This is a genomic window from Pseudomonas sp. H26/SER47-MNA-CIBAN-0231 (genome assembly GCF_040310465.1).
In the GTDB taxonomy this organism is placed as follows: domain Bacteria; phylum Pseudomonadota; class Gammaproteobacteria; order Pseudomonadales; family Pseudomonadaceae; genus Aquipseudomonas; species Aquipseudomonas atacamensis.
The window spans coordinates 257,709-280,335 of the sequence record NZ_JBEOPW010000001.1 but is presented as its reverse complement, the minus strand read 5'-3'; the positions used below and the strand labels follow the sequence as shown (position 1 = coordinate 280,335).

At 60.1% G+C, this 22,627-nt stretch carries 19 protein-coding genes; 9 read left to right on the top strand and 10 right to left on the bottom strand.

What is annotated here, in order from left to right; genetic code table 11:
* Positions 1-307: 307 nt before the first annotated feature.
* Complete coding sequence (gene acnB / locus AAEZ10_RS01295; RefSeq protein WP_039763151.1) at positions 308-2,917, top strand: bifunctional aconitate hydratase 2/2-methylisocitrate dehydratase; 2,610 nt, start codon at positions 308-310, stop codon at positions 2,915-2,917.
* A 166-nt stretch (positions 2,918-3,083) separates the two neighbouring features.
* On the opposite strand, the gene AAEZ10_RS01290 is transcribed toward acnB, so the two are convergent.
* The 3 genes from AAEZ10_RS01290 to AAEZ10_RS01280 form a co-directional block, all read right to left on the bottom strand.
* Positions 3,084-4,364, bottom strand: a complete 1,281-nt coding sequence (locus AAEZ10_RS01290) for an HAAAP family serine/threonine permease (RefSeq protein ID WP_024013278.1) — start codon at positions 4,362-4,364, stop codon at positions 3,084-3,086.
* 254 nt (positions 4,365-4,618) lie between these two features.
* Positions 4,619-4,789 carry a hypothetical protein gene (locus tag AAEZ10_RS01285; RefSeq protein ID WP_163032915.1) on the bottom strand — a complete coding sequence of 57 codons (171 nt, stop codon included), beginning with the start codon at positions 4,787-4,789 and terminating at the stop codon, positions 4,619-4,621.
* Positions 4,790-4,838: 49 nt separating this feature from the next.
* Positions 4,839-5,123 (bottom strand): FtsB/FtsL family cell division protein, encoded by a 285-nt coding sequence (locus tag AAEZ10_RS01280; RefSeq protein WP_502947662.1) that lies wholly within the window; start codon positions 5,121-5,123, stop codon positions 4,839-4,841.
* Positions 5,124-5,282: 159 nt separating this feature from the next.
* Here AAEZ10_RS01280 and AAEZ10_RS01275 point away from each other — a divergent pair, with 159 nt between their 5' ends.
* The 4 genes from AAEZ10_RS01275 (at position 5,283) to AAEZ10_RS01260 (ending at position 8,827) form a co-directional block, all read left to right on the top strand.
* On the top strand, positions 5,283-5,666 hold the full coding sequence (locus AAEZ10_RS01275) for a tautomerase family protein (RefSeq protein ID WP_110645592.1): 384 nt from the start codon (positions 5,283-5,285) through the stop codon (positions 5,664-5,666).
* A gap of 156 nt (positions 5,667-5,822) precedes the next feature.
* Positions 5,823-6,791: a 2-hydroxyacid dehydrogenase gene (locus AAEZ10_RS01270; protein ID WP_071172790.1), complete on the top strand. Its 969-nt coding sequence runs from the start codon at positions 5,823-5,825 to the stop codon at positions 6,789-6,791.
* A 163-nt stretch (positions 6,792-6,954) separates the two neighbouring features.
* Complete coding sequence (locus AAEZ10_RS01265) at positions 6,955-8,022, top strand: phosphotransferase family protein (protein ID WP_122703913.1); 1,068 nt, start codon at positions 6,955-6,957, stop codon at positions 8,020-8,022.
* A gap of 37 nt (positions 8,023-8,059) precedes the next feature.
* The gene (locus AAEZ10_RS01260) at positions 8,060-8,827 is read left to right on the top strand and encodes an SDR family oxidoreductase (protein ID WP_024013283.1); all 768 of its coding nucleotides are present in this window, start codon (positions 8,060-8,062) and stop codon (positions 8,825-8,827) included.
* A 1,089-nt stretch (positions 8,828-9,916) separates the two neighbouring features.
* Here the strand turns inward: AAEZ10_RS01260 and AAEZ10_RS01255 are convergent.
* From AAEZ10_RS01255 to AAEZ10_RS01240, 4 genes are all read right to left on the bottom strand, one after another.
* Positions 9,917-10,174: a DUF1652 domain-containing protein gene (locus AAEZ10_RS01255; protein ID WP_024013284.1), complete on the bottom strand. Its 258-nt coding sequence runs from the start codon at positions 10,172-10,174 to the stop codon at positions 9,917-9,919.
* Between the two features lie 140 nt (positions 10,175-10,314).
* On the bottom strand, positions 10,315-11,811 hold the full coding sequence (locus AAEZ10_RS01250) for a helix-turn-helix transcriptional regulator (protein WP_071172794.1): 1,497 nt from the start codon (positions 11,809-11,811) through the stop codon (positions 10,315-10,317).
* Positions 11,812-11,917: 106 nt separating this feature from the next.
* A complete protein-coding gene (locus tag AAEZ10_RS01245) occupies positions 11,918-13,201 on the bottom strand; it encodes a Zn-dependent hydrolase (protein WP_323168135.1) in 1,284 nt (427 codons plus the stop codon).
* 136 nt (positions 13,202-13,337) lie between these two features.
* A complete protein-coding gene (locus tag AAEZ10_RS01240; RefSeq protein WP_350567121.1) occupies positions 13,338-14,822 on the bottom strand; it encodes an NCS1 family nucleobase:cation symporter-1 in 1,485 nt (494 codons plus the stop codon).
* A 624-nt stretch (positions 14,823-15,446) separates the two neighbouring features.
* Between AAEZ10_RS01240 and hydA the strand changes: the two genes are divergently transcribed.
* From hydA to preA, 3 genes are all read left to right on the top strand, one after another.
* Positions 15,447-16,886 carry a dihydropyrimidinase gene (gene hydA, locus AAEZ10_RS01235; RefSeq protein WP_130900449.1) on the top strand — a complete coding sequence of 480 codons (1,440 nt, stop codon included), beginning with the start codon at positions 15,447-15,449 and terminating at the stop codon, positions 16,884-16,886.
* 164 nt (positions 16,887-17,050) lie between these two features.
* Positions 17,051-18,418: an NAD(P)-dependent oxidoreductase gene (locus tag AAEZ10_RS01230; protein ID WP_122612559.1), complete on the top strand. Its 1,368-nt coding sequence runs from the start codon at positions 17,051-17,053 to the stop codon at positions 18,416-18,418.
* Positions 18,419-19,693 carry an NAD-dependent dihydropyrimidine dehydrogenase subunit PreA gene (preA, locus tag AAEZ10_RS01225; RefSeq protein ID WP_071172797.1) on the top strand — a complete coding sequence of 425 codons (1,275 nt, stop codon included), beginning with the start codon at positions 18,419-18,421 and terminating at the stop codon, positions 19,691-19,693.
* A 221-nt stretch (positions 19,694-19,914) separates the two neighbouring features.
* Here the strand turns inward: preA and AAEZ10_RS01220 are convergent, their stop codons facing one another.
* Both AAEZ10_RS01220 and AAEZ10_RS01215 read right to left on the bottom strand, forming a co-directional pair.
* Positions 19,915-20,535 carry a TetR/AcrR family transcriptional regulator gene (locus AAEZ10_RS01220; protein WP_024013291.1) on the bottom strand — a complete coding sequence of 207 codons (621 nt, stop codon included), beginning with the start codon at positions 20,533-20,535 and terminating at the stop codon, positions 19,915-19,917.
* A 90-nt stretch (positions 20,536-20,625) separates the two neighbouring features.
* The gene (locus tag AAEZ10_RS01215; RefSeq protein ID WP_350567116.1) at positions 20,626-21,648 is read right to left on the bottom strand and encodes a hypothetical protein; all 1,023 of its coding nucleotides are present in this window, start codon (positions 21,646-21,648) and stop codon (positions 20,626-20,628) included.
* Positions 21,649-21,929: 281 nt separating this feature from the next.
* Between AAEZ10_RS01215 and AAEZ10_RS01210 the strand changes: the two genes are divergently transcribed.
* Positions 21,930-22,211 carry a hypothetical protein gene (locus AAEZ10_RS01210; protein ID WP_071172799.1) on the top strand — a complete coding sequence of 94 codons (282 nt, stop codon included), beginning with the start codon at positions 21,930-21,932 and terminating at the stop codon, positions 22,209-22,211.
* A gap of 51 nt (positions 22,212-22,262) precedes the next feature.
* Here the strand turns inward: AAEZ10_RS01210 and AAEZ10_RS01205 are convergent, their stop codons facing one another.
* Positions 22,263-22,469, bottom strand: coding sequence for a hypothetical protein (locus tag AAEZ10_RS01205; RefSeq protein ID WP_016775135.1), 207 nt, complete (start codon positions 22,467-22,469; stop codon positions 22,263-22,265).
* Positions 22,470-22,627 lie beyond the last annotated feature (158 nt).

The following is a 22,627-nucleotide window of genomic DNA, read 5'->3' as shown; positions in this document are numbered from 1 at the left end:
TTTTTGCCGTAGAATCAGCCAGCCTTTTAAGGCGCCAATGTCCGTTAGAAGCTGTTTTCAAAGCGTCACGAGCACAGTCGTTCCTTCAGAGCGGTGTTGGCGAAGGGTTTTTCCAGCGGGGAAAAGCCCAACGCCAACCCTCATCAGCTCCCCGTTCTGCAGGCGTAAAACTTTGAAAGCAGCTTCTGTAAGGAATTGCCGGTAATTCTGGCCGAACGACCCACAACGTCGTGAGGCGCATGAGTACGGCAATTTCGGGATGAGCGTCCCGGACACCCATTTGGGACCACTGATGAGGGTAATAACTGTGCTTGAAGCCTACCGCAAACATATCGAAGAGCGTGCAGCCCTGGGTATCGTTCCCCAGCCGCTTAACGCCGAACAAACAGCAGGCCTGATCGAGCTGCTGAAGAACCCTCCGGCTGGCGAAGAAGCTTTCCTCGTTGACCTGATCACCAATCGCGTACCACCTGGAGTGGACGAAGCCGCCTACGTCAAGGCCGGCTTCCTGTCTGCCCTGGCCAAGGGCGAAGCCACCTCCCCTCTGCTGGACAAGAAACGCGCTGTAGAACTGCTCGGCACCATGCAGGGCGGCTACAACATCGTCACCCTCGTTGAACTGCTGGACGACGCCGAGCTGGCGCCAGTCGCCGCCGAAGAACTCAAGCACACCCTGCTGATGTTCGATGCCTTCCACGATGTCGCTGAAAAAGCCAAGAACGGCAACGTTCACGCCAAGGCCGTGCTGCAATCCTGGGCTGACGGCGAGTGGTTCAAGAAGCGCCCGGTCCTGGCCGACAAGATCAGCCTGCGCGTATTCAAGGTCACCGGCGAAACCAACACCGACGACCTCTCCCCTGCGCCAGACGCCTGGTCGCGTCCTGACATCCCGCTGCACGCCCTGGCCATGCTGAAAATGGCCCGTGACGGCATCGTTCCGGACGAGCAAGGCAAGACCGGCCCGATGAAGCAGATCGAAGAAATGCGCGGCCAGGGCTTCCCGATCGCCTACGTCGGTGACGTGGTCGGTACCGGTTCCTCGCGTAAATCGGCCACCAACTCGGTGCTGTGGTTCTTCGGCGACGACATCCCGTACGTGCCGAACAAGCGCGCTGGCGGTTTCTGCTTCGGCAGCAAGATCGCTCCGATCTTCTACAACACCATGGAAGATGCCGGCGCCCTGCCGATCGAGTTCGACGTGTCGAACATGAACATGGGCGACGTGATCGACCTGTACCCGCACGCTGGCAAAGTCTGCAAGCACGGTACCGACGAAGTCATCACCACTTTCGAAATGAAAACCCCGGTGCTGCTGGACGAAGTCCGTGCCGGTGGTCGTATCCCGCTGATCATCGGCCGTGGCCTGACCGAGAAGGCTCGCGCCGAACTGGGTCTGCCGCCGTTCGATCTGTTCAAGAAGCCTGAAGCTCCGGCTGAAAGCACCAAGGGCTTCACCCTGGCGCAGAAAATGGTCGGCAAGGCCTGCGGTCTGGCAGAAGGCCAGGGCGTGCGTCCTGGCACCTATTGCGAACCGAAGATGACCACCGTAGGTTCTCAGGACACCACAGGTCCAATGACCCGTGACGAACTGAAAGACCTGGCGTGCCTGGGCTTCTCCGCTGATCTGGTGATGCAGTCGTTCTGCCACACCGCGGCTTATCCAAAGCCGATCGACGTGACCACCCACCACACCCTGCCTGACTTCATCATGACCCGCGGCGGCGTTTCCCTGCGTCCGGGCGACGGCATCATCCACTCGTGGCTGAACCGCATGCTGCTGCCGGACACCGTCGGTACCGGTGGTGACTCGCACACCCGTTTCCCGATGGGCATCTCGTTCCCGGCCGGTTCCGGTCTGGTCGCGTTCGCCGCTGCCACTGGCGTCATGCCGCTGGACATGCCGGAATCGATCCTGGTGCGCTTCAAAGGCAAGATGAAACCTGGCATCACCCTGCGTGACCTGGTTCATGCCATTCCGTACTTCGCTATCCAGAACGGTCTGCTGACCGTCGAGAAGAAAGGCAAGAAAAACGCCTTCTCCGGCCGCATCCTGGAAATCGAAGGCCTGGAAGGTCTGACCCTGGAGCAGGCGTTCGAACTGTCCGACGCCTCGGCCGAACGTTCGGCTGCCGGTTGCACCATCAAGCTGTCGAAAGAGTCGATCACCGAGTACCTGCAGTCCAACATCACCCTGCTGCGCTGGATGATCGGCGAAGGCTACGGCGATGCGCGCACCCTGGAACGCCGCGCTCAAGCGATGGAAGCCTGGATCGCCAATCCTGAGCTGATGGAAGCCGATGCCGACGCCGAATACGCCGAAGTCATCGAAATCGATCTGGCCGAGATCAACGAGCCTGTGCTCTGCGCGCCGAACGATCCGGACGACGCCCGTCTGCTGTCCAGCGTTGCTGGCGAGAAGATCGACGAAGTGTTCATCGGTTCGTGCATGACCAACATCGGTCACTTCCGCGCTGCCGGTAAACTGCTGGATCAGGTCAAGGGTCAGCTGCCAACCCGTCTGTGGCTGTCGCCGCCGACCAAGATGGACGCTCACCAACTGACCGAAGAAGGCTACTACGGCATCTACGGCAAGGCCGGCGCACGCATGGAAATGCCAGGCTGCTCGCTGTGCATGGGTAACCAGGCACGCGTTGAGCCGAACAGCACCGTGGTCTCGACGTCGACCCGTAACTTCCCGAACCGTCTGGGCGACGGCGCGAACGTCTACCTGGCCTCGGCCGAGCTGGCGTCCGTTGCTTCGATCCTGGGTCGCCTGCCGACCGTCGAGGAGTACATGGAATACGCTGGCAAGATCGACAGCATGGCGGCCGATGTCTACCGCTACCTGTCCTTCGACCAGATCGCCGAGTTCCGTGAAGCTGCTGCGAACGCCAAGATCCCGGTCGTTCAAGCCTAACGCTGCAAGGCAATAAAAAACGCCGCCCATCGTGAGATGAGCGGCGTTTTTTTTGATCGTTCCCACGCTCCGCGTGGGAATGCAGCCCCGGACGCTCTGCGTCCCCAAGCGTGACGCAGAGCGTCACAAGAGGCGTTCCCACGCAGAGCGTGGGAACGATCAGTCATTACACAGCCAGCTTGTAAACCAGCGCCGAAATCGCCACCAGTCCCACCGCCGTAACAAACACGTTCGACGCCTGACCGCGATAGCGCGCCATCGCTGGCACTTTGCGAATCGCGTACATGGGCATCAGGAACAGGATTGCCGCAATCACCGGCCCACCGACGGTTTCGATCATGCCCAGGATGCTCGGATCAAGCGTTGCGACGATCCAGCAGATCACCAGCATGAACGCCGCCACGATGCGATCCAGCGCCTTGGCGCCCGGACGTCTGCCGCTTTTGACGATCAGGCCCTTGAGGCCTTCGCTGGCCCCGATGTAATGACCGAGGAACGACTTGGAGATCGCCACAAATGCAATCAACGGCGCCGCAAACTCGATGGTCGGGTTGCTGAAGTGGTTGGCCAGGTACGACAGGATCGACAGATTCTGCTCTTTCGCCTCAGCCAGTTGCTCTGGCGACAGGGTCAGCACGCAACTGAATACGAAGAACAGCACCAAAATGACCATCAATGCATGAGCGCGCGCGAGGATCTGCGAGCTGCGCTCGTCGGCGTGCACACCGTAACGACGCTTCTGGTCCATCGCGAACGCCGAGATGATCGGCGAATGGTTGAACGAGAACACCATCACCGTAATCGCCAGCCACAGCGTGTGCAGCAACGCTGACGGCGCCGGCACTTGCGAGGCGGTGGCGAGGATGCCGCCGTTCCAGTGCGGAATCAGGTACACGGCGAGGAACAGCAGCGCAACGATGAACGGATAGACCATCAGGCTCATGGCCTTGACGATCGCCTGCTCACCGCAACGAACCACGGCCAGCAGGCCGAGAATCAGCACGAACGACAGCAATGCGCGCGGTGGCGGCGTGATGTGCAGTTGGTGTTCGAGGAAACTGGCGACCGTGTTGGTCAGGCCGACGCTGTAGATCAGCAGGATCGGGAAGATGGCAAAGAAGTACAGCAGCGTGATCAAGGCACCGGCCTTGATACCGAAATGCTGCTCGACCACTTCGGTGATATCGGCGCCTTCGCGACCGGACAGCACAAAACGGGTCAGGCCACGGTGCGCGTAAAACGTCATCGGGAAGGCCAGCAGCGCGAGGATTACCAGCGGCCAGAAGCCACCCAATCCTGCGTTGATCGGCAAAAACAGGGTGCCGGCGCCAATGGCCGTCCCAAACAGTCCCAGCATCCAGGTGGTGTCCTGGCGATTCCAGCTCGAAAGTTCAGCGGGTGCTGCTGCGTCGAAGCGCTTTTCGAGGCTATTGGCCTGATCATTCATCCGGTCGGATCTCCGCTTTCCGGTCACTTGCCACTCGGTCAGGACGCGTCGGAAAAAACCGACAGACATGCTCCGGCCGAAACAGGGGCGCGATTCTCCGTGATAAATCAATGCAAGCAAAGACTTAGCTGAGGAATGGTTGTGCGGAGCAGACCCAAGGATGGTCGTTTATGGAAAAAACAAGGTCGTTTATGGATACGTCAGATGCCGCAAACGGATACGTTTTTCACCCACCCATGCGTCATCGAATGCGCCTATAGCGATATGCCGAGCATGAAACCCAATAAAACGCAGTACAGCCCGAAGCCGAAAAGCAACCAGAGCTTGCCATTTTCGCGCTTGTCTCTATTGCGCACCGCTTCGTCATATTCTGCGAACTCTCGCTCAATTTGCTCCAGTCGTGCCTTACGGTCATATGTGCTCATACTGATTAACCTTTGAATAATGCGCCTGACGGTTGTGAAGCATGAAGACTCACAACTTGAAGAAAAACCCTGCCACTGCGGTGATTGCAGTCAAGACTCCACCAAACACTGCAATTGGATAGAGCTTCGTCTCCCTTGATAACTTTTTCTCTTCAGCCTGAAGCTTTTTCCATTCAGCCACGAGTTTCCTTGATTCGTTTTCCAGCCTGTCGAGCTCCAGATTTTCGCGATCGTTATGGAGCATTTTACCCTCCTTGGCTGCTGGCGGATCGGTGTCAGCATTTGCATGCACATCGACGGCTATCGTCATGCCCTTATCATCAAACTGTTCCATTCACGCTGACCAGCAGACGCATCTGCCATTCCCGTAGGCAAAATCCGCGAGTCACGTAAGCCTCCTCATACACGGTATTTGCAATATTCCAGACCAATTACCTGCCAGAACCCTGCCCTTGATCTAGCGTGTGAGAAGCCATAACCCAAGGAGCCTCCCATGCCACTGGTCCGCGTCGACATCCAGCAAAATCCCGATCCCACTTTCGCCAGGCGCATCGGCGCACAGATCTACGCCGCCCTGCGCAGCTGTATCGATGTCCCCGAACACGACAACTTCCAGATTCTCAATGAGCACGATGGCCAGCACTTCGTGTACGACCCTCAATACCTCGGCATCCAGCGCAGCGACGGCGTGGTGTTCATCCAGATCACCATCAGCGAAGGGCGCAGCGTGGAAAAGAAACAATTGCTGTTCAAAACCATTGCCGAGCGACTGCATGCGCAACTGGGCATTCGCCTGGAGGATGTGTTCATCAATCTGCTGGAGGTGAAGAAAGAGAACTGGTCGTTCGGTAATGGTGTTGCGCAATACGTCAGCTGATGGGTCGTGCGCCATGCCTGCGTACTTGCTTGTTCCACGAACCCGTCCAGAATCAAAGCACCACTGCGTGAATGCAACGATTGCCAAGCCGCTGCGGATTCAGCACTCTGAGTCGACTTTCGCGACCCACCCGCCGCCAATCACAGGAGCCGCGCAATGCCCGCAACCGTTCTGGTACTGGTTGAAACGATCAATGACTATCTGCCGATTCTCGAGCATCAGGGTTTCCACCTGATTCTTGCACCAACGCCAGCCGAACGCGCGCAAGCCATCGCCACTCATGGTAGTCGCATCGATGCCGTGCTTACTCGCGGCCCACTGGGCCTGACTGCGCAAGAGATCAGCGCCCTGCCCGCCCTGAAAATCATCACGGTGATCGGCGCCGGTTATGAACAGGTCGATCTGCAAGCAGCCAGTGACCGTGGCATCACCGTCACCAATGGCGCCGGAGTCAACGCCTCGTCAGTGGCCGATCATGCGATGGCATTGCTGCTGGCATTGGTCCGCGACATCCCGCGCTGCGATGCCGCCGTGCGCCGCGGTGAATGGCCGAAAATCATGCGCCCGTCGCTGGCCGGCAAGCGTCTGGGCATCCTCGGACTGGGCGCGGTGGGCATGGCGATTGCCAAGCGTGCGGAGCTGGGTTTCGACATGCAGATCAGCTACCACAACCGCCAGGTGCGCAGCGACGTCGCTTATGCGTTCTGCTCAACACCGACCGATCTGGCGCGAGCCTCGGACTTTCTGGTCGTTGCCACGCCCGGTGGCATTGCTACTCAACATCTGGTGACGCGAGCCGTGCTCGATGCCCTCGGCCCCAAGGGATTTATCGTCAACATCGCCCGCGCCAGTGTTATCGCAACGGCAGACCTGATCACTGCACTCGAACAACGTCGTATCGCCGGCGCAGCGCTGGACGTGTTCGATCACGAACCGGAAGTGCCCGACGCCCTGAAACACCTCAGCAACGTTGTGCTGACTCCCCACGTCGCCGGGCTTTCCCCCGAAGCCACCCAAGGCACCGTTGAACTGGTGGGGAAAAACCTGATGGCGTTTTTCTCCGGACAACCGGTGCTGACGCCTGTCGCCCTGCCGCCCAAGTTGAACAACCAACGCGTGCATTAACTCGCACGGGATCCTCGGTCTGCGCCGATCTTTGTCCCATTCTCAAAGTTGATTATCCAGCAACACGCTAACCTATAAGACCGACTCGCGCTTGTGAGCACCCGAGCGCACCATTAGATTAGCCAATGATGTCTGGCCTCCAAAATAAGCAGAAGGGATAAGCATGGCGCTTACTGACCAGTCCACCCGGATCCGCGCGGGCGAAGAACTCGATGCCAGCCTGATCGATCCGTACCTCAAGGCGCACATTCCCGGCCTGACCGGCACGCCGCAGATCAGCCAGTTTCCCGGCGGCGCGTCGAACCTGACCTACCTGCTGGAATACCCCGAGCAAGAGTTCGTTCTGCGCCGTCCGCCGTTCGGCCACAAGGCCAAATCCGCCCACGACATGGGCCGTGAGTTCCGCATTCTCAACCAATTGCGCGACGGCTTTCCGTATTGCCCGAAGGCCTACGTGCATTGCACCGACGAAGCCGTTATCGGCGCCGAGTTCTATGTGATGGAACGGGTCAAAGGCATCATCCTGCGCGCCGAACTGCCGCCGGAACTGGGCCTTGATTCGGCGAAAACCGAAGCGCTGTGCAAAAGCTTCATCGACCGGTTCGTCGAACTGCACCGGGTCGATTACAACACCTGCGGCCTCGGCGATCTGGGCAAGCCCGAAGGCTACGTCGCGCGGCAGATCAAGGGCTGGAGCGAGCGCTACGAAAAAGCCCTGACCCCGGACGCGCCGCACTGGGAAGCAGTCAAAGCCTGGCTCAACGACAAGATGCCGGCCGACCACCCGACCTCGAGCATCGTCCACAACGACTATCGCTTCGACAACGTCATCCTCGACCCGGCCAATCCGATGCAGATCATCGGTGTGCTCGACTGGGAACTGACCACTCTCGGCGACCCGCTGATGGACCTGGGCAACACACTCGCCTACTGGATCGAAGCCGGCGACCCGGCACCGGTGCAACTGATGCGCCGCCAGCCAAGCCACGCACCGGGCATGCTGACCCGCCGCGAATTCGTCGACTACTACGCCGAGCGCTCGGGCATCCGCATCGACAATTTCGACTTCTACTACACCTACGGCCTGTTCCGCCTGGCCGGCATCGTGCAGCAGATCTACTACCGCTTCTACCATGGCCAGACGCAGGACAAACGCTTCGCGCAGTTCATTCACATGAACAAACTGCTGGAGCAGATGAGCCTGCAGGTCATCGAGAAATCCAGCCTCTGATCCGGGCCAATAACAAGACTTCCAACAAGGGAAACCCATGTCCAAGACTCAGTTGTTCGACCTCGACGGCAAAATCGCTTTCGTCTCCGGTGCCAGCCGTGGCATCGGTGAAGCCATCGCCAAACTGCTGGCCCAGCAAGGCGCCCATGTAATTGTTTCGAGCCGCAAGCTCGAAGGCTGCCAACACGTCGCCGACGCCATCACCGCCGCCGGCGGCAAGGCGACAGCCGTAGCCTGCCACATCGGTGAGATGGAGCAGATCAGCCAGGTCTTCGCCGGGATCAAGGAACAATTCGGCCGCCTCGACATCCTGGTCAACAACGCCGCGACCAACCCGCAATTCTGCAACGTGCTCGACACCGATCTCGGTGCGTTCCAGAAGACCGTCGATGTGAACATTCGTGGCTACTTCTTCATGTCGGTCGAAGCCGGCAAGCTCATGCGCGAAAACGGTGGCGGCAGCATCATCAACGTCGCCTCGATCAACGGCATCTCGCCGGGCATTTTCCAGGGCATCTATTCGGTAACCAAAGCGGCGGTCATCAACATGACCAAAGTCTTCGCCAAGGAATGCGCGCAATTCGGCATCCGCTGCAACGCCCTGCTCCCTGGCCTGACCGACACCAAATTCGCCTCGGCGCTGGTCAAGAACGATGCGATTCTGAAACAGGCACTGACCCAGATCCCACTCAAACGCGTAGCCGATCCAAGCGAAATGGCCGGCGCGGTGCTGTACCTGGCCAGCGATGCGTCGAGCTACACCACTGGTGTGGCGCTGAATGTGGATGGCGGATTCCTGTCCTGATTTCCAGGGCAGATACCTGACCCTTGTGGGAGCGGGCCTGCTCGCGAAAGCGTTGGGTCAGTCAGCTATGTTTTGACTGATATCACGCATTCGCGAGCAGGCTCGCTCCCACAGGGTCACTGCTGGGTTTCAGGCTTCGTGCAATCGAGGAATCGCGAATCTTATTGGGTTATGCAACGGGTAGTGGTGATGTGGCGCGTTACTTGCCCATCGACATACATATCCCCGGCAACCTCAGTATTCTCCAACACCTCACACCTACGTTCCGGCGGTGGCGGCGGTGCGACAGGCGCAGGCGGTGGAGGACTGGAACAACCGGCCAACAACACTGCAAGAAAAGCCAACGGCAATACGCGTTTCCCAGGATTATTCATAGGACGACCCGCGGTAAAGAGAGACAAACTCCCGCAACCCAACCGGCCGCGGAAGACCTGACCACTCATTCTTTATAGCTGAGCGCCTTGTTAGCGCCAGTGGATTGGGGAGATTGGGTGGGATTGGCTGTCGGTTTTGCGGGGTGTTTCCGGTAGAGGGCTGGATTGGGATTATGGTCGTCGGCGAGGGCCTCATCGCGAGCAGGCTCACTCCTACAGTTTTGATCGAGTGAGTTCGGTAACAACCAGGTCGGCTGTCAGGCCGCCTTCGCGAGCAAGCTCGCTCCCACAGAAAAGCAAAAAGCAAAGCTCATCCGCTCTTCATCACTCAAAACAATGAGCGTTAGCTCGAGTACCGCTTTTGATCTTGATTCACAGGCCACGTCGGAAGGCTGAGTGGAGGGATTGACCCGGTCGTGGGAGCGCAGCGACCGTACGACGCAGTCGTACACAGCGAGTGTAGGTGCAGCGAAGCAAACCGTAGCCGCTGCGCCAGGATCGATCCCGGAGCGAAGGAACCCCGAGCCTCAGCGAGCGGGCCGAACGTCAGGGCGAAGACCTTTTGGTTTCTTTGGGCTGGGCCGGCATTCCGGCGTTTGCCAAAAGGGACTCGCCGTAAGGGCGAAACCGCCAGCCGCAACACCCAAAAAAACGGATATACACCCAAAATCCCCAGAGCATGGCCGGCCCAAAGGCCGCCAAGACCCAAAGCGCACTAAGCCAAATCCGGATCCCGCGAAGAACGCAAGGAATTGCTCTCAAGCTCATACCTCAACTCATCCACCAACGCCTCGACCGCCCCAGGCGTACGCAGCGAAGCCAGATCCAGCCCGCTGATCACCAGATCCACCTGCCCCGAATCCCGGTGATACAACTTGACCGTCAGCGAATGATCACCATCCACCGAACACTCACAAGCCAGCGGCGCAAAACTGTGCTCGAGCCGAGCGCGCAACTGCGCAAGATTCATCATTGACGTTGTTCCTATGACTGTTTCAAAAGGGGCACGATCGCAAACCCGAAATGGTCTACACCGCACCCCACCAGCCTAAGAACACAACGCCTTGGCCAATACATGAATTTGCACCCTTGTAACTAGTGCATTTGCACCCCTCAACGCTGGCCCTTGGTGCCCCACTCTCCCGAAAACAAACCGCGCTCCCGAGCCCAGACGATCGCCTCGCTGCGGCTATGCACATCGATTTTCGAGTACACAGTGGCAACATGATTGCGCACGGTATTGGGCGCCAGTTTCAACCGCGCGGCGATCTCCTTGTCCGCCAGTCCTTCACAGATCAAGCCCAGGACATCGCGCTCACGGGCCGTCAGGTCAGTGAACGAGGCACTGGGCAGCTGCGGCGAGTTGATCTTCTTCACGTTGGCCAGCTTCTCGATCAGCGTCCGGCTGAACCACGACGCATCCTTCATCACCTCTTCAATCGCCGCGACCAGCTCAAGCTCAGTGCGCTTGCGCTCAGTCATGTCCATCAGCACCAGCAAATAGCAGGACGTGTCGTGAATGTTCACCGTGTCGGCCGAGACCGCACATTCCAGCAACTCTTCGTCCTTCTTGCGCACCGGCACATCGACCCGATCCACCCGACCGTTCTTCGCCAGCGCCGACAATAACCGGGTGCGCGCGCCGTCATCGTGGATGAAGCTCAATTGCGTCACGGTTTTGCCGAGTACGTCATCGCTGTCATAGGCCAGGGTATCGAGGAATGCCTGATTGACGTCGATGACCTCCTGCTTTTCCGCGGTGCAGATCAGAATCGGCACCGGAGTCAGACGAAAAGCCTTGGCAAAGCGCTCCTCGCTCTGACGCAAGGCCACTTCGACCCGGCGCCGAGGCTCCATGTCGACGAAGGAGAACAGCATGCAATTCTCGTCATTGAGCAGCAACGGCTGACCGGCAACGATCACCTGTTTACTGCCACCGTCGGGGAGGCGCAGTTCCGCCTGCATTTGCGGAATGGTCGCGACATCGCGCAAGCGCTGAACAGCCAGATCGCGCTGATCGGCCTGCTCGAAGATATCGATTTCGTAAGCCGAGGTGCCGATCACCTGATCGCGGGTATAGCCGGTCATTTCCAGAAAGCCCGGGTTGACCTTGATGTAACGCAAATCGCTGAGACGACAGATCACTGCCGGCGCGGGGTTGGCATTGAAGGTTTTTTCGAAACGCAGCTCAGCGTTGGCCCAATCGGTGACGTCGCTCATGATCAGCACCAGCGACTCGGGCTGGCCGACGCGGTCGGTCAGCACCATGCTGCGCACGCTGTGCACCCAGACCCGCTCCGGGTCGTCCACGGACGAAACTTCGATCAGCACATCATTGAACGCCTCGCAGCGGGCGACGCGGCTGATCGGGTAGTTGTCCGGCGGCAAGACATGATTGTTGCGATAGCGCAGCGTGAAGCGTTTGGCATACTCGTCGGCGTTGCTGCCCAGATCACCGATGGTGCTGACACCGTGCATGGTCAGCGCCGCTTCGTTGGCCCAGAGAATGCTTTTGTCGAGTTCCAGCAGAATCACCCCGTCCGACAGCCCGGCGATGATCTGCTGCAACTGGCGACGGTTGGTTTCGGTGGTCAGGACTTCCTGGCTCATTGGATCTCCACACTGTGATGCGGCTAGGTGAAGAGTACGACCGCAGCGGTTCGGGATCGTGCCGCGGCCTCAAAATCGCCAGAAATCCCCTGTGGGTGTGTTTACCTTAGGCGGCACGCTCGCTGGCCGCCACCATCGCCGAAGCCGCGAGCATTGCCCTTAGCAACACCGCACACCCCGCCGCGAGATCATCCGGTGCGGCATTCTCGATTTCGTTATGGCTGATCCCACCCTCGCACGGCACGAAGATCATCCCGGCCGGGCCTAGTTCGGCGAGGAAAATCGCGTCATGCCCGGCGCCACTGACAATGTCCATGTGCGACAGACCCAGCCCTTTCGCGGCGCCGCGCACCGCCTCCACGCAGCCCTTTTCGAAGTACAGCGGCGGGAAGTCGGCGGTCGGGGTCAGTTCGTAGGTGAGGCCGTGCTCTTCGCAGGTCGCCTCGATCACTTGTTTCACTTCGGCAATCATCGAATCCAGCCGCGCCGGCTCCAGATGCCGGAAGTCGAGGGTCATGCGCACTTCGCCGGGGATGACGTTGCGCGAGCCGGGATAGGCTTGCAGGCAGCCGACCGTGCCGCAGGCGTGGGGCTGATGGCCGAGGGCGGCGCGGTTGACGGCGCCGACGATCACCGAGGCACCGACCAGGGCGTCCTTGCGCAGGTGCATCGGCGTCGGGCCGGCGTGGGCTTCGACGCCGCGCAATTTCAGGTCGAACCACTTCTGCCCGAGCGCGCCGAGTACCACGCCGATGGTTTTCTCTTCGTCCTCGAGAATCGGGCCTTGTTCGATGTGCGCTTCGAAATACGCGCCAACCGCATGCCCGCTGACCTTGCGCGGGCCGGCGTAGCCGATGGCGTTCAGCGCCTCGCCAACGGTGACGCCGTCGGCATCGACCTTAGCGAGGGTTTCTTCGAGGGTGAATTTCTCGGCGAAGACTCCGGAGCCCATCATGCACGGGGCGAAGCGCGAGCCCTCTTCGTTGGTCCAGACCACCACTTCCAGCGGCGCTTCGGTTTCCACGCCGAGGTCGTTGAGGGTACGCAGCACTTCGACGCCGGCGAGCACGCCGAAGCAGCCGTCGAACTTGCCGCCGGTGGGCTGGGTGTCGATGTGGCTGCCGGTCATCACCGGCGGCAGGTTCGGGTTGCGCCCGGCGCGCCGGGCGAAAATGTTGCCGACGGCATCGACCGTGACGCTGCAACCGGCGTCCTTGCACCACTGCACGAACAGGTCGCGGGCCTGGCGGTCGAGGTCGGTCAGGGCCAGGCGACAGACGCCGCCCTTGATCGTGGCGCCGAGTTTCGCCAGTTCCATGAGCGAAGCCCAGAGGCGATCGCGGTTGATGTGCTGATGGGTGGACTGCAGAACGTCTACGGCTGCGTTCATGGGGATCTCCTCAATGCTGATGCCGATAGTGCCCATGCTCTGCGTGGGCATTCATCCATGGACGCTCTGCGTCCGCTGTTGGGACGCGGAGCGTCCCGGGCTGCATTCCCACGCAGAGCGTGGGAACGATCATGTGTTACACCGCTGTTTTCACGGCAGAAGGCTGCGCCCGCATTACACACAACCCGTAATAAATCACTCCGCCCAGCGCCGAGCCGGTGAACCAGCCATAGCTGTAGAACCAGCTGAACGCGTCGCTGCCCAGCGACAGCAAGGTCAGCGCCACCGGCACGCCAAAGGCAAGAAAACCCGCCCAGTTCCACGCCGGATACACGTCATCGCGGTACAGCCCGGCGAGGTCCAGTCGCTGTTTCTTGATCAGGAAATAATCCACCACCATGATCCCGGCGATCGGCCCGAGCAGGCTTGAGTAGCCCAGCAGCCAGTTCGAATACACGGTTTCCAGGCTGATGTCGGAAACGATCAGGCCAAGCTTTTTCAGCAGTTCATGGCCCATCAGCACCAGCCCGACCAGACCGGTGAGCAACACCGCTTTGGTGCGGTTGATCACCTTCGGTGCGATGTTCTGGAAGTCATTGGTTGGCGAGACGATATTGGCGGCGGTGTTGGTGGACAGTGTGGCAACGATGATCAGCGCCATGGCCACAGCGACCCACACTGGGCTCTGGATATGGCCGATCAGCGTGACCGGGTCGGACACGGTGACGCCGACCAGTTTCACCGATGCGGCGGTCATCACTACGCCCAGCGCAGCGAAGAGGAACATGGTCAGCGGCAGGCCGAAAATCTGCCCGAGGATCTGATCCTTCTGGCTCTTGGCGTAGCGACTGAAGTCGGGAATGTTCAGCGACAGCGTGGCCCAGAACCCGACCATCGCCGTCAGCCCTGCTGCGAAATAACTGACCACGCTGGCGCCTTCCGGACGCTTGGGAGGGATCGCCAGCAACTCAGTCATCGACACATTGGGCATCGCCCACACCAGCAGGCCTATGCCCACCGCCACCAGTAACGGCGCCGACAAGGTTTCCAGCCATTTGATCGACTCGGCACCGCGAATCACCACCCACAGATTCAGCGCCCAGAACACCATGAAACCGATCACCTCGCCGGTGCCGCCGAGGGATTTCCAGCCCTCGAACACCGAGCCGAGAAACAGGTGAATCGCCAGTCCGCCGAACATGGTCTGGATGCCGAACCAGCCACACGCCACCAACGCGCGGATCAGGCACGGCACGTTGGAACCGAGAATGCCGAACGACGAGCGCAGCAGCACCGGAAACGGAATGCCGTACTTGGTGCCGGGGAAAGCATTGAGGGTCAGTGGAATCAACACGATGACGTTGGCAAACAGAATCGCCAACAGCGCTTCGCCGACGCTCAAGCCGAAATAGGCGGTGAGCACGCCGCCGAGGGTGTAGGTCGGCACGCAAATCGACATGCCGACCCACAGCGCGGTGATGTGCCATTTGTTCCAGGTGCGTTCGCGCACCTTGGTCGGTGCCATGTCGTGGTTGTAGCGGGGACTGTCGAGGACATCACCGCCCGCTTCGAGCTCGTACAAGCCGTCGCGCTCGGTCACTTGTGATCTGGTCTGTTGCATGGCCGCTCCACTGTTCTTCTGATTATTTTTTGCTCATCAGGCGGCTGGCGCATACGGCGCCAGCCGGACGATGGCCGGAGGAACTGACAACTTTCATGCACCGGCCATGGTGTCAGCGGCGGCATCAATAAACGTGCCGGGTCTGGCGCTTAACGCTTGGGCGGTGCACTGCACGCTTTGCAACTTTCTGATATTCATCAGTTTTAATTGAATATTCGATGAGTCCGGGAAAGCTTGTCTGAACGCTCAGGCTAAACGTCGGGCAAGTTGTCCGAAGTGTCAGGACTCAAACTGGTGCACTGCATTTATTTTTGTCGGTGAACCCGCAACCGCAGCACAACTTCAAGCGGCTGATTTCACATAGGAAATCTTGCTCATATTTCCATCCTGTCAAGTGCGTCAAAATGGTGAGCAGCCTCACCATTTTGGTGATTTTCATTATTTATTCTTATTTATCAAAAGTTTGAAAGAGCTATAAGCTTATAAAAAATATTCTTGATCATTCTTGAAATCGCGACTAGTTTCTATTCCTGACAGCGATGACAGGAATACGAACTGCGCCGCTGTACTTCAATAAAACATCTAGAACCGGCACAAGTCGGTCATGCCTGCGAGGAATCCGGAATGTCTCTGTTGATCCGTGGCGCCACCGTTGTTACCCATGATGAAAGTTACCGCGCCGACGTCTATTGCGCTGACGGCGTGATCAAAGCCATTGGTGAAAACCTCGACATTCCCGCCGGCACAGAAATGCTCGACGGCAGTGGCCAATACCTGATGCCCGGCGGCATCGATCCGCATACGCATATGCAACTGCCGTTCATGGGCACCGTTGCCAGCGAGGATTTCTACAGCGGCACCGCTGCCGGCCTGGCCGGCGGCACCACCTCGATCATCGACTTCGTCATTCCCAATCCGCAGCAATCGCTGATGGAAGCGTTTCATCAGTGGCGCGGCTGGGCGCAAAAGTCTGCGTCGGACTATGGCTTCCACGTCGCGATCACCTGGTGGAGCGAGCAGGTGCGCGAGGAAATGGCCGAGCTGGTCAGCCACCACGGCATCAACAGCTTCAAGCATTTCATGGCCTACAAGAACGCGATCATGGCCGCCGACGACACTCTGGTGGCGAGTTTCGAGCGCTGCCTGGAACTTGGTGCGGTGCCGACCGTGCACGCGGAAAATGGCGAGCTGGTCTATCACCTGCAACGCAAGTTGATGGCCCAGGGCATTACCGGGCCGGAAGCGCATCCGCTGTCGCGGCCTTCGCAGGTCGAAGGTGAAGCCGCGAGCCGGGCGATCCGCATTGCCGAAACCATCGGCACGCCGTTGTACCTGGTGCACGTTTCCACCAAGGAAGCTCTGGACGAAATCACCTATGCCCGCAGCAAGGGCCAGCCGGTTTACGGCGAGGTGCTGGCCGGGCACTTGCTGCTCGACGACAGCGTCTATCAACACCCGGACTGGCAGACCGCCGCCGGCTACGTGATGAGCCCGCCGTTCCGTCCGCGCGGCCATCAGGAGGCGCTGTGGCACGGGCTGCAGAACGGCAATCTGCACACCACCGCCACCGACCACTGCTGCTTCTGCGCCGAGCAGAAAGCCGCCGGCCGCGACGACTTCAGCAAGATCCCCAACGGCACCGCCGGTATCGAAGACCGTATGGCGGTGTTGTGGGATGAAGGCGTCAACTCCGGACGATTGTCGATGCAGGATTTCGTCGCGCTGACCTCCACCAACACAGCGAAGATTTTCAATCTCTATCCACGCAAAGGTGCGATCCGCGTGGGCGCCGACGCCGATCTGGTGCTGTGGGATCCGCAAGGCACACGGACCATTTCCGCCAAGACCCACCATCAGCAGGTGGACTTCAACATCTTCGAAGGCAAGACCGTGCGCGGCGTGCCGAGCCACACCGTCAGCCAGGGCCGCGTGGTCTGGGCCGACGGCGACCTGCGCGCCGAACGCGGCGCCGGACGCTACATCGAACGGCCGGCCTACCCGGCGGTGTTTGATTTGTTGAGCAAGCGGGCGGAGTTGCATAAGCCGACTGCCGTTAAACGCTGACCCCTAGTGATCGTTCCCATGCTCTGCGTGGGAATGCAGCCCGGGACGCTCTGCGTCCCATTGGAACGCAGAGCGTCCCTTGAGGCATTCCCACGCAGAGCGTGGGAACGATCAACCACTGCCCACCAGAGGCAGCACCTCAATTAGCCATGAGGCCATAAACCGTGATCGAGACCCTGAACCACCTTCCCCACCCGCACGAAAGCGCGGCCGCCCTCGCCGGCCATTTCACTGATCTGGCGCCGCCGCTCAATGCCCGGCAAGCTCACCTGGAGGCGTCGCGCTGCCTGTATTGCTACGACGCGCCTTGCGTCAACGCATGCCCCAGCGAAATCGATATCCCGTCGTTCATCCGCAACATCCATCAGGACAACGTACAGGGCGCGGCGCAAAAGATCCTTTCGGCAAACATCCTCGGCGGCAGTTGCGCGCGGGTCTGTCCGACGGAAATCCTCTGCCAGCAAGCCTGCGTGCGCAACAACGCGCAGGAATGCGCGCCCGTGCTGATTGGTCTGCTGCAACGTTACGCCGTGGACAATGCGCATTTCGCTGAACACCCGTTCCAGCGCGCCCCGGCCACGGGCAAACGTATCGCCGTGGTCGGCGCCGGGCCGGCCGGGTTGTCCTGCGCCCATCGCAGCGCGATGCACGGGCATGATGTGGTGATTTTCGAAGCACGGGAAAAGGCCGGCGGGCTCAACGAGTACGGCATCGCCAAGTACAAACTGGTCGATGACTACGCGCAGAAGGAGCTGGACTTCCTTCTGCAGATTGGCGGGATAGAAATCCGCCACGGCCAGAAACTCGGTGCAAACCTCACCCTCAGCGAACTGCATCAGCAGTTTGACGCGGTATTCCTCGGCCTCGGCCTGAATGCCAGCAAGCAACTCGGTCTGGCCCACGAAGACGCGCCGGGCCTGCTCGCCGCCACCGACTACATCCGCGAACTGCGCCAGGCCGATGACCTCACGCAACTGCCCTTGGCCGAACGCTGCATCGTTCTCGGCGCCGGCAACACCGCGATCGACATGGCCGTGCAAATGGCCCGCCTCGGCGCGCGCGACGTTAATCTGGTGTATCGCCGTGGTGCGGCAGACATGGGCGCCACCCACCATGAGCAGGACATCGCCAAAGCCAATCAGGTGCGATTGCTGACCTGGGCGCAGCCGGAGCAAGTGTTGCTCGATGATCAGGGCCGCGTGCGCGGCATGCGTTTCGCCCGCACCGATCTGGTTGAAGGCCGTCTGCAAACCACCGGAGAAACCTTCGAGCTGGCTGCCGATGCGATCTTCAAAGCCATCGGCCAGAGCTTCGATGACAGCGCTCTCAGCGATCCGTTGGCGCGCGAACTCAAGCGTCAGGGCGAACGCATCGAGGTCGATGAACACCTGCGCACCAGCGTCCCCGGCGTGTATGCCGGCGGCGACTGCACCAGCCTCGATCAGGACCTCACCGTGCAAGCAGTGCAGCACGGCAAACGCGCCGCCGAGGCGATCAACGCTCAACTGATGCTCAACGTGGAGGCTGCGTAAATGGCCGATCTCTCGATAGTCTTCGCCGGTATCAAAGCGCCCAACCCGTTCTGGCTGGCCTCTGCGCCACCCACCGACAAGGCCTACAACGTGGTCCGCGCCTTCGAAGCGGGCTGGGGTGGCGTGGTCTGGAAAACCCTGGGTGAGGATCCGGCGGCGGTCAACGTTTCCTCGCGTTATTCGGCGCATTACGGTGCCAATCGCGAAGTGCTGGGCATCAACAACATCGAACTGATCACCGACCGCTCGCTGGAAATCAACTTGCGCGAAATCACCCAGGTGAAGAAGGATTGGCCGGATCGCGCGCTGATCGTGTCGCTGATGGTGCCGTGTGTCGAGGAGTCGTGGAAACACATCCTGCCGCTGGTCGAGGCCACCGGCGCCGACGGCATCGAGCTGAATTTCGGTTGCCCCCACGGCATGCCCGAACGCGGCATGGGCGCAGCGGTCGGCCAGGTGCCGGAGTATGTCGAACAGGTGACGCGCTGGTGCAAGACGTACTGCTCGCTGCCGGTGATCGTCAAACTCACCCCGAACATCACCGACATCCGCGTCGCTGCCCGGGCGGCGCATCGTGGTGGCGCCGATGCGGTGTCGCTGATCAACACGATCAACTCGATCACCAGCGTCGACCTGGACCACATGGTCGCCCTGCCCACCGTCGGCAGCAAAAGCACCCACGGCGGTTATTGCGGTTCGGCGGTCAAGCCGATTGCGCTGAACATGGTCGCGGAAATTGCCCGTGACCCGCAGACCCAGGGCTTGCCGATCTGCGGCATTGGCGGCATCGGCAGCTGGCGCGACGCTGCGGAGTTCATGGCGCTCGGCAGCGGCGCGGTGCAGGTGTGCACGGCGGCGATGCTGCATGGTTTCCGCATTGTCGAAGAGATGAAGGATGGCCTGTCGCGGTGGATGGACAGCCAGGGCTACGCCAATATCGCCGAATTTTCCGGGCGCGCCGTGGGTAACACCACGGATTGGAAGTACCTCGATATCAACTACCAGGTGATCGCGAAGATCGACCAGGAGGCGTGCATTGGTTGCGGACGTTGCCACATCGCTTGTGAAGACACCTCACACCAGGCGATCGGCAGTCTGAAACAGGCCGACGGTACGCATAAATATGAAGTGATCGATGAGGAATGTGTGGGCTGCAACCTGTGCCAGATCACCTGCCCCGTGGCCGACTGCATCGAGATGGTGCCGATGGACACGGGCAAGCCGTTTCTGGACTGGAATCATGATCCGCGCAACCCCTACCACGTCGCGGTTTAATTGATCATTCCCACGCTCCTGCGTGGGAATGCAGCCCGGGACGCTCTGCGTCCCATTGGAACGCGGAGCGTCCCTGGAAGCATTCCCACGCGGAGCGTGGGAACGATCAAATCCATAATCGACACGGTCTTTCAGGTCGATGTACCTCTCAATACACCTCGGTCGGCCCCCTCTCCCTCTGGGAGAGGGCTGGGGTGAGGGTAAGCCCTTGATGGTGCTCTTCAAGGCTCCAGCCCGATCCCGCGCAAAATCACACCTGTCACGGTCTGCACCGCCCGCTCGAACTGCATATCCGACAACGGCTGGTGATCATTGAGAATGTTCACCTGATGATCAAAGTCCGCGTAATGCTGCGTCGACGCCCAGATCATGTACAGCAACCCCGACGGCTCCACCGGCAGAATCCGCTTGTCCTCGACCCACTGACGAATCTTCGCTTCCTTCATCTTCGCCCAGTCATACAGGCTCGCATCCAGCGCCTCGCCCAGGGTCGGCGCGCCGTGGATGATCTCGTTGGCCCAGACCTTCGAGCCATAGGGCCGGCTGCGCGAGTGGTTCATCTTGGCGCGGATGTAACTGCTCAGCACCACGCGCGGGTCGTCGAACATCTCGAAGCACAGCGCGTCCTGCTTCCACACTTCCAATAAATCGAACAGCACTGCGCTGTACAGCTCGCTTTTGGTGCTGAAGTAGTAATGCAGATTGGAACGCGGCAACTGCACTTCGGCAGCGATGTCCGCCATGGCGGTGCTGCCGAAGCCTTTCTCGGCGAAAACCTTTTCCGCCGCCAGCAGGATTTTCTCGACGTTACTGCGGCGAATCTCGATCTTGTGATTGCCCATGTGGGCTCCCTGACAACAGCGTTGCGCAAGACTAGCATCCGCTCTGATCCGGGCGCGACCGCCGCCAACAAAACTTCGCAGGTACAAGCGCTATGGCACAGCGCTCACACCGATAGGCGTTGGTTCATTCACGCCCAAATTACCTTCGACCTGCCCGGCCATGTGCAACGTGCCGGCCATCACCCCCGTGGTCGGATTCTGCAGCAGCTTCTGCCAGGCCTTGTCGAAGGTATTGCCGAGGCTACTGCGGATCAGCGCTTCGCTGTCGGGGCGGTCGTTGGCCTGGATGATTGCGCGTATGCCGGCCACGCCGACCGAAATCATCGCCCCGGCGAGTTTACCCGCCGCTGCCGCCACCGCACTGGCGGCGCCGCGCGGCGCCATTTCGGCTTCGATGCGCTGGCTGGCGCGCTTGGCCACCGGGGCCATCGCCGCGTCGGTGGAGGAAATGCCCTTGGCGCCCCCGTCGGTGTGGATCTTGTCGATCAGTGCGGCGTACGCCGGGAGGGTGTTGAGCGGCTCGGTGCTGATGACTTTGAACAGCGAGGCATCCCGCGCCGGCGGCGGGCCCAGGGCGATGGCCGGGATCTTCTGCAAGCGGCCGTTGAGCTGCGCAATCGGCACACCGTGACGCTGGGCGATGAGCGGCATCTGCTGCGCCATCAACTGCGCGTAGAACGCCGTGGCCTGCGCCAGGATCGCATCCGGATCGATCTCCACGGCGACCGGCGCGAGGACTTTTTCCTGATATTGCTCAAGCAGATACGCCGCCAGCCGTTTCGCCGAAGCATCCTGCTCACCGCCGGCGCTGATCGTGTACCAACTGACCTTCATCGACAGCCATTCCTGGGTCCAGTAGCTGCTGAACCAGGGGATGAAATTTTCTTCAGTTTGCTGATAGACCCGAGTGCGCCAATGTTCCATCGAGCCACGGGCGAACAGCTTGACCTGCTCGGTGGCCTGCTGCGATGCGCTGAGGATCTCGCGGTCGATCTGCTGCCAGGTTTGCGCCGACACCACCACCGCCTGCGGCGCACTCACTGGCGCCCGGGCCGAAGTGGCGCAGCCGGCCAGCAGAAACAGTGCGGCAACGACCAGCGCGCGCGGGTTCACGGTGGCGGTGTCCTTTGGCTTGGGGAGGTGCAGGTTTGAGTATAGGCAGGTCAGTCGATTTCGATGCTGAAGGTTCCGGCCTCTTCGCGAGCAGGCTCGCTCCCACAGCCGCAACACATTTCAAATGTGGGAGCGAGCCTGCTCGCGAAGGCGCCATCAGCCCCACTGCAAATGCTCAACCATCACCGACATCGATATCCACCATCGCCACGATTGCCTTCCGCCCCTCCCTCACGAAAGGCACGATTGACTCATCCGAAACACAACGAGGCGTTCACACCATGATCCACACCCAAGTCACCCTCTCCGTGAGTTTCCCGGTGTTCGGCAGCAACTACTACCAACAGCACGTCGTGCCGCGCAAGGCGCAGACGCTGGTGTTCAACAAGGATTTCGACGATCTGCTGATGCCCGCCGCCAGCAACCATTTCAGCAATGAAGTGGTCGGCCTCAACGATCAGTTCCGTTTTCTGAGCGACATACTTGCCACCCATTTGCTCGATCACGAGGCCTCGGTGCCTGCGCGATCCCGCGTCCAGGCGAACGCTCGTTTTTTCAGCTGAAGACTGATGCACAGAGGGCGTTCCTTTGACGGGAACGCCCTCTTCATTCAATCAGTCATCATCGCGATCACGGTGATAACGACGGCCATCGCGGCGGTCGTCATCGCGGTCGTCCCAGCGCCGGTCATGGTCGTAATAGCGGCCGTGGTCGCGGTCGTAGTGCCGGCCATGGCGATGGTCATCATCAAAATCCGCAATACAGCCGCTCAGCAATACGGCGGCGGTCACAGTGAGCAGCATCGTTGTCGCTTGCTTCATTCAACACTTCCCTAAAACCCAAGGTCTTGACGACGGAAATCGCCACGCTGCCCGCGTCTTCGGGACGCAGTGCGCGCAGCCGCAGATACGACCGGGCAAAAGCGCGTTGATTCAGTGGCCACTATCGACCGTTTGTCGGCTCGTTCGTCGCAGCCGAA

Excerpts from the sequence above, each read along its gene's own strand:
- AAEZ10_RS01240 (WP_350567121.1), bottom strand. The coding sequence starts at position 14,822 with ATGCAACAGACCAGATCACAAGTGACCGAGCGCGACGGCTTGTACGAG.
- AAEZ10_RS01270 (WP_071172790.1), top strand. The coding sequence starts at position 5,823 with ATGCCCGCAACCGTTCTGGTACTGGTTGAAACGATCAATGACTATCTG.
- AAEZ10_RS01205 (WP_016775135.1), bottom strand. The coding sequence starts at position 22,469 with ATGAAGCAAGCGACAACGATGCTGCTCACTGTGACCGCCGCCGTATTG.
- AAEZ10_RS01275 (WP_110645592.1), top strand. The coding sequence starts at position 5,283 with ATGCCACTGGTCCGCGTCGACATCCAGCAAAATCCCGATCCCACTTTC.
- AAEZ10_RS01255 (WP_024013284.1), bottom strand. The coding sequence starts at position 10,174 with ATGATGAATCTTGCGCAGTTGCGCGCTCGGCTCGAGCACAGTTTTGCG.
- AAEZ10_RS01220 (WP_024013291.1), bottom strand. The coding sequence starts at position 20,535 with ATGGGCAATCACAAGATCGAGATTCGCCGCAGTAACGTCGAGAAAATC.
- AAEZ10_RS01280 (WP_502947662.1), bottom strand. The coding sequence starts at position 5,123 with ATGGAACAGTTTGATGATAAGGGCATGACGATAGCCGTCGATGTGCAT.
- hydA (WP_130900449.1), top strand. The coding sequence starts at position 15,447 with ATGTCTCTGTTGATCCGTGGCGCCACCGTTGTTACCCATGATGAAAGT.
- AAEZ10_RS01250 (WP_071172794.1), bottom strand. The coding sequence starts at position 11,811 with ATGAGCCAGGAAGTCCTGACCACCGAAACCAACCGTCGCCAGTTGCAG.
- AAEZ10_RS01210 (WP_071172799.1), top strand. The coding sequence starts at position 21,930 with ATGATCCACACCCAAGTCACCCTCTCCGTGAGTTTCCCGGTGTTCGGC.
- AAEZ10_RS01245 (WP_323168135.1), bottom strand. The coding sequence starts at position 13,201 with ATGAACGCAGCCGTAGACGTTCTGCAGTCCACCCATCAGCACATCAAC.
- AAEZ10_RS01285 (WP_163032915.1), bottom strand. The coding sequence starts at position 4,789 with ATGAGCACATATGACCGTAAGGCACGACTGGAGCAAATTGAGCGAGAG.
- AAEZ10_RS01265 (WP_122703913.1), top strand. The coding sequence starts at position 6,955 with ATGGCGCTTACTGACCAGTCCACCCGGATCCGCGCGGGCGAAGAACTC.
- AAEZ10_RS01290 (WP_024013278.1), bottom strand. The coding sequence starts at position 4,364 with ATGAATGATCAGGCCAATAGCCTCGAAAAGCGCTTCGACGCAGCAGCA.
- AAEZ10_RS01260 (WP_024013283.1), top strand. The coding sequence starts at position 8,060 with ATGTCCAAGACTCAGTTGTTCGACCTCGACGGCAAAATCGCTTTCGTC.
- preA (WP_071172797.1), top strand. The coding sequence starts at position 18,419 with ATGGCCGATCTCTCGATAGTCTTCGCCGGTATCAAAGCGCCCAACCCG.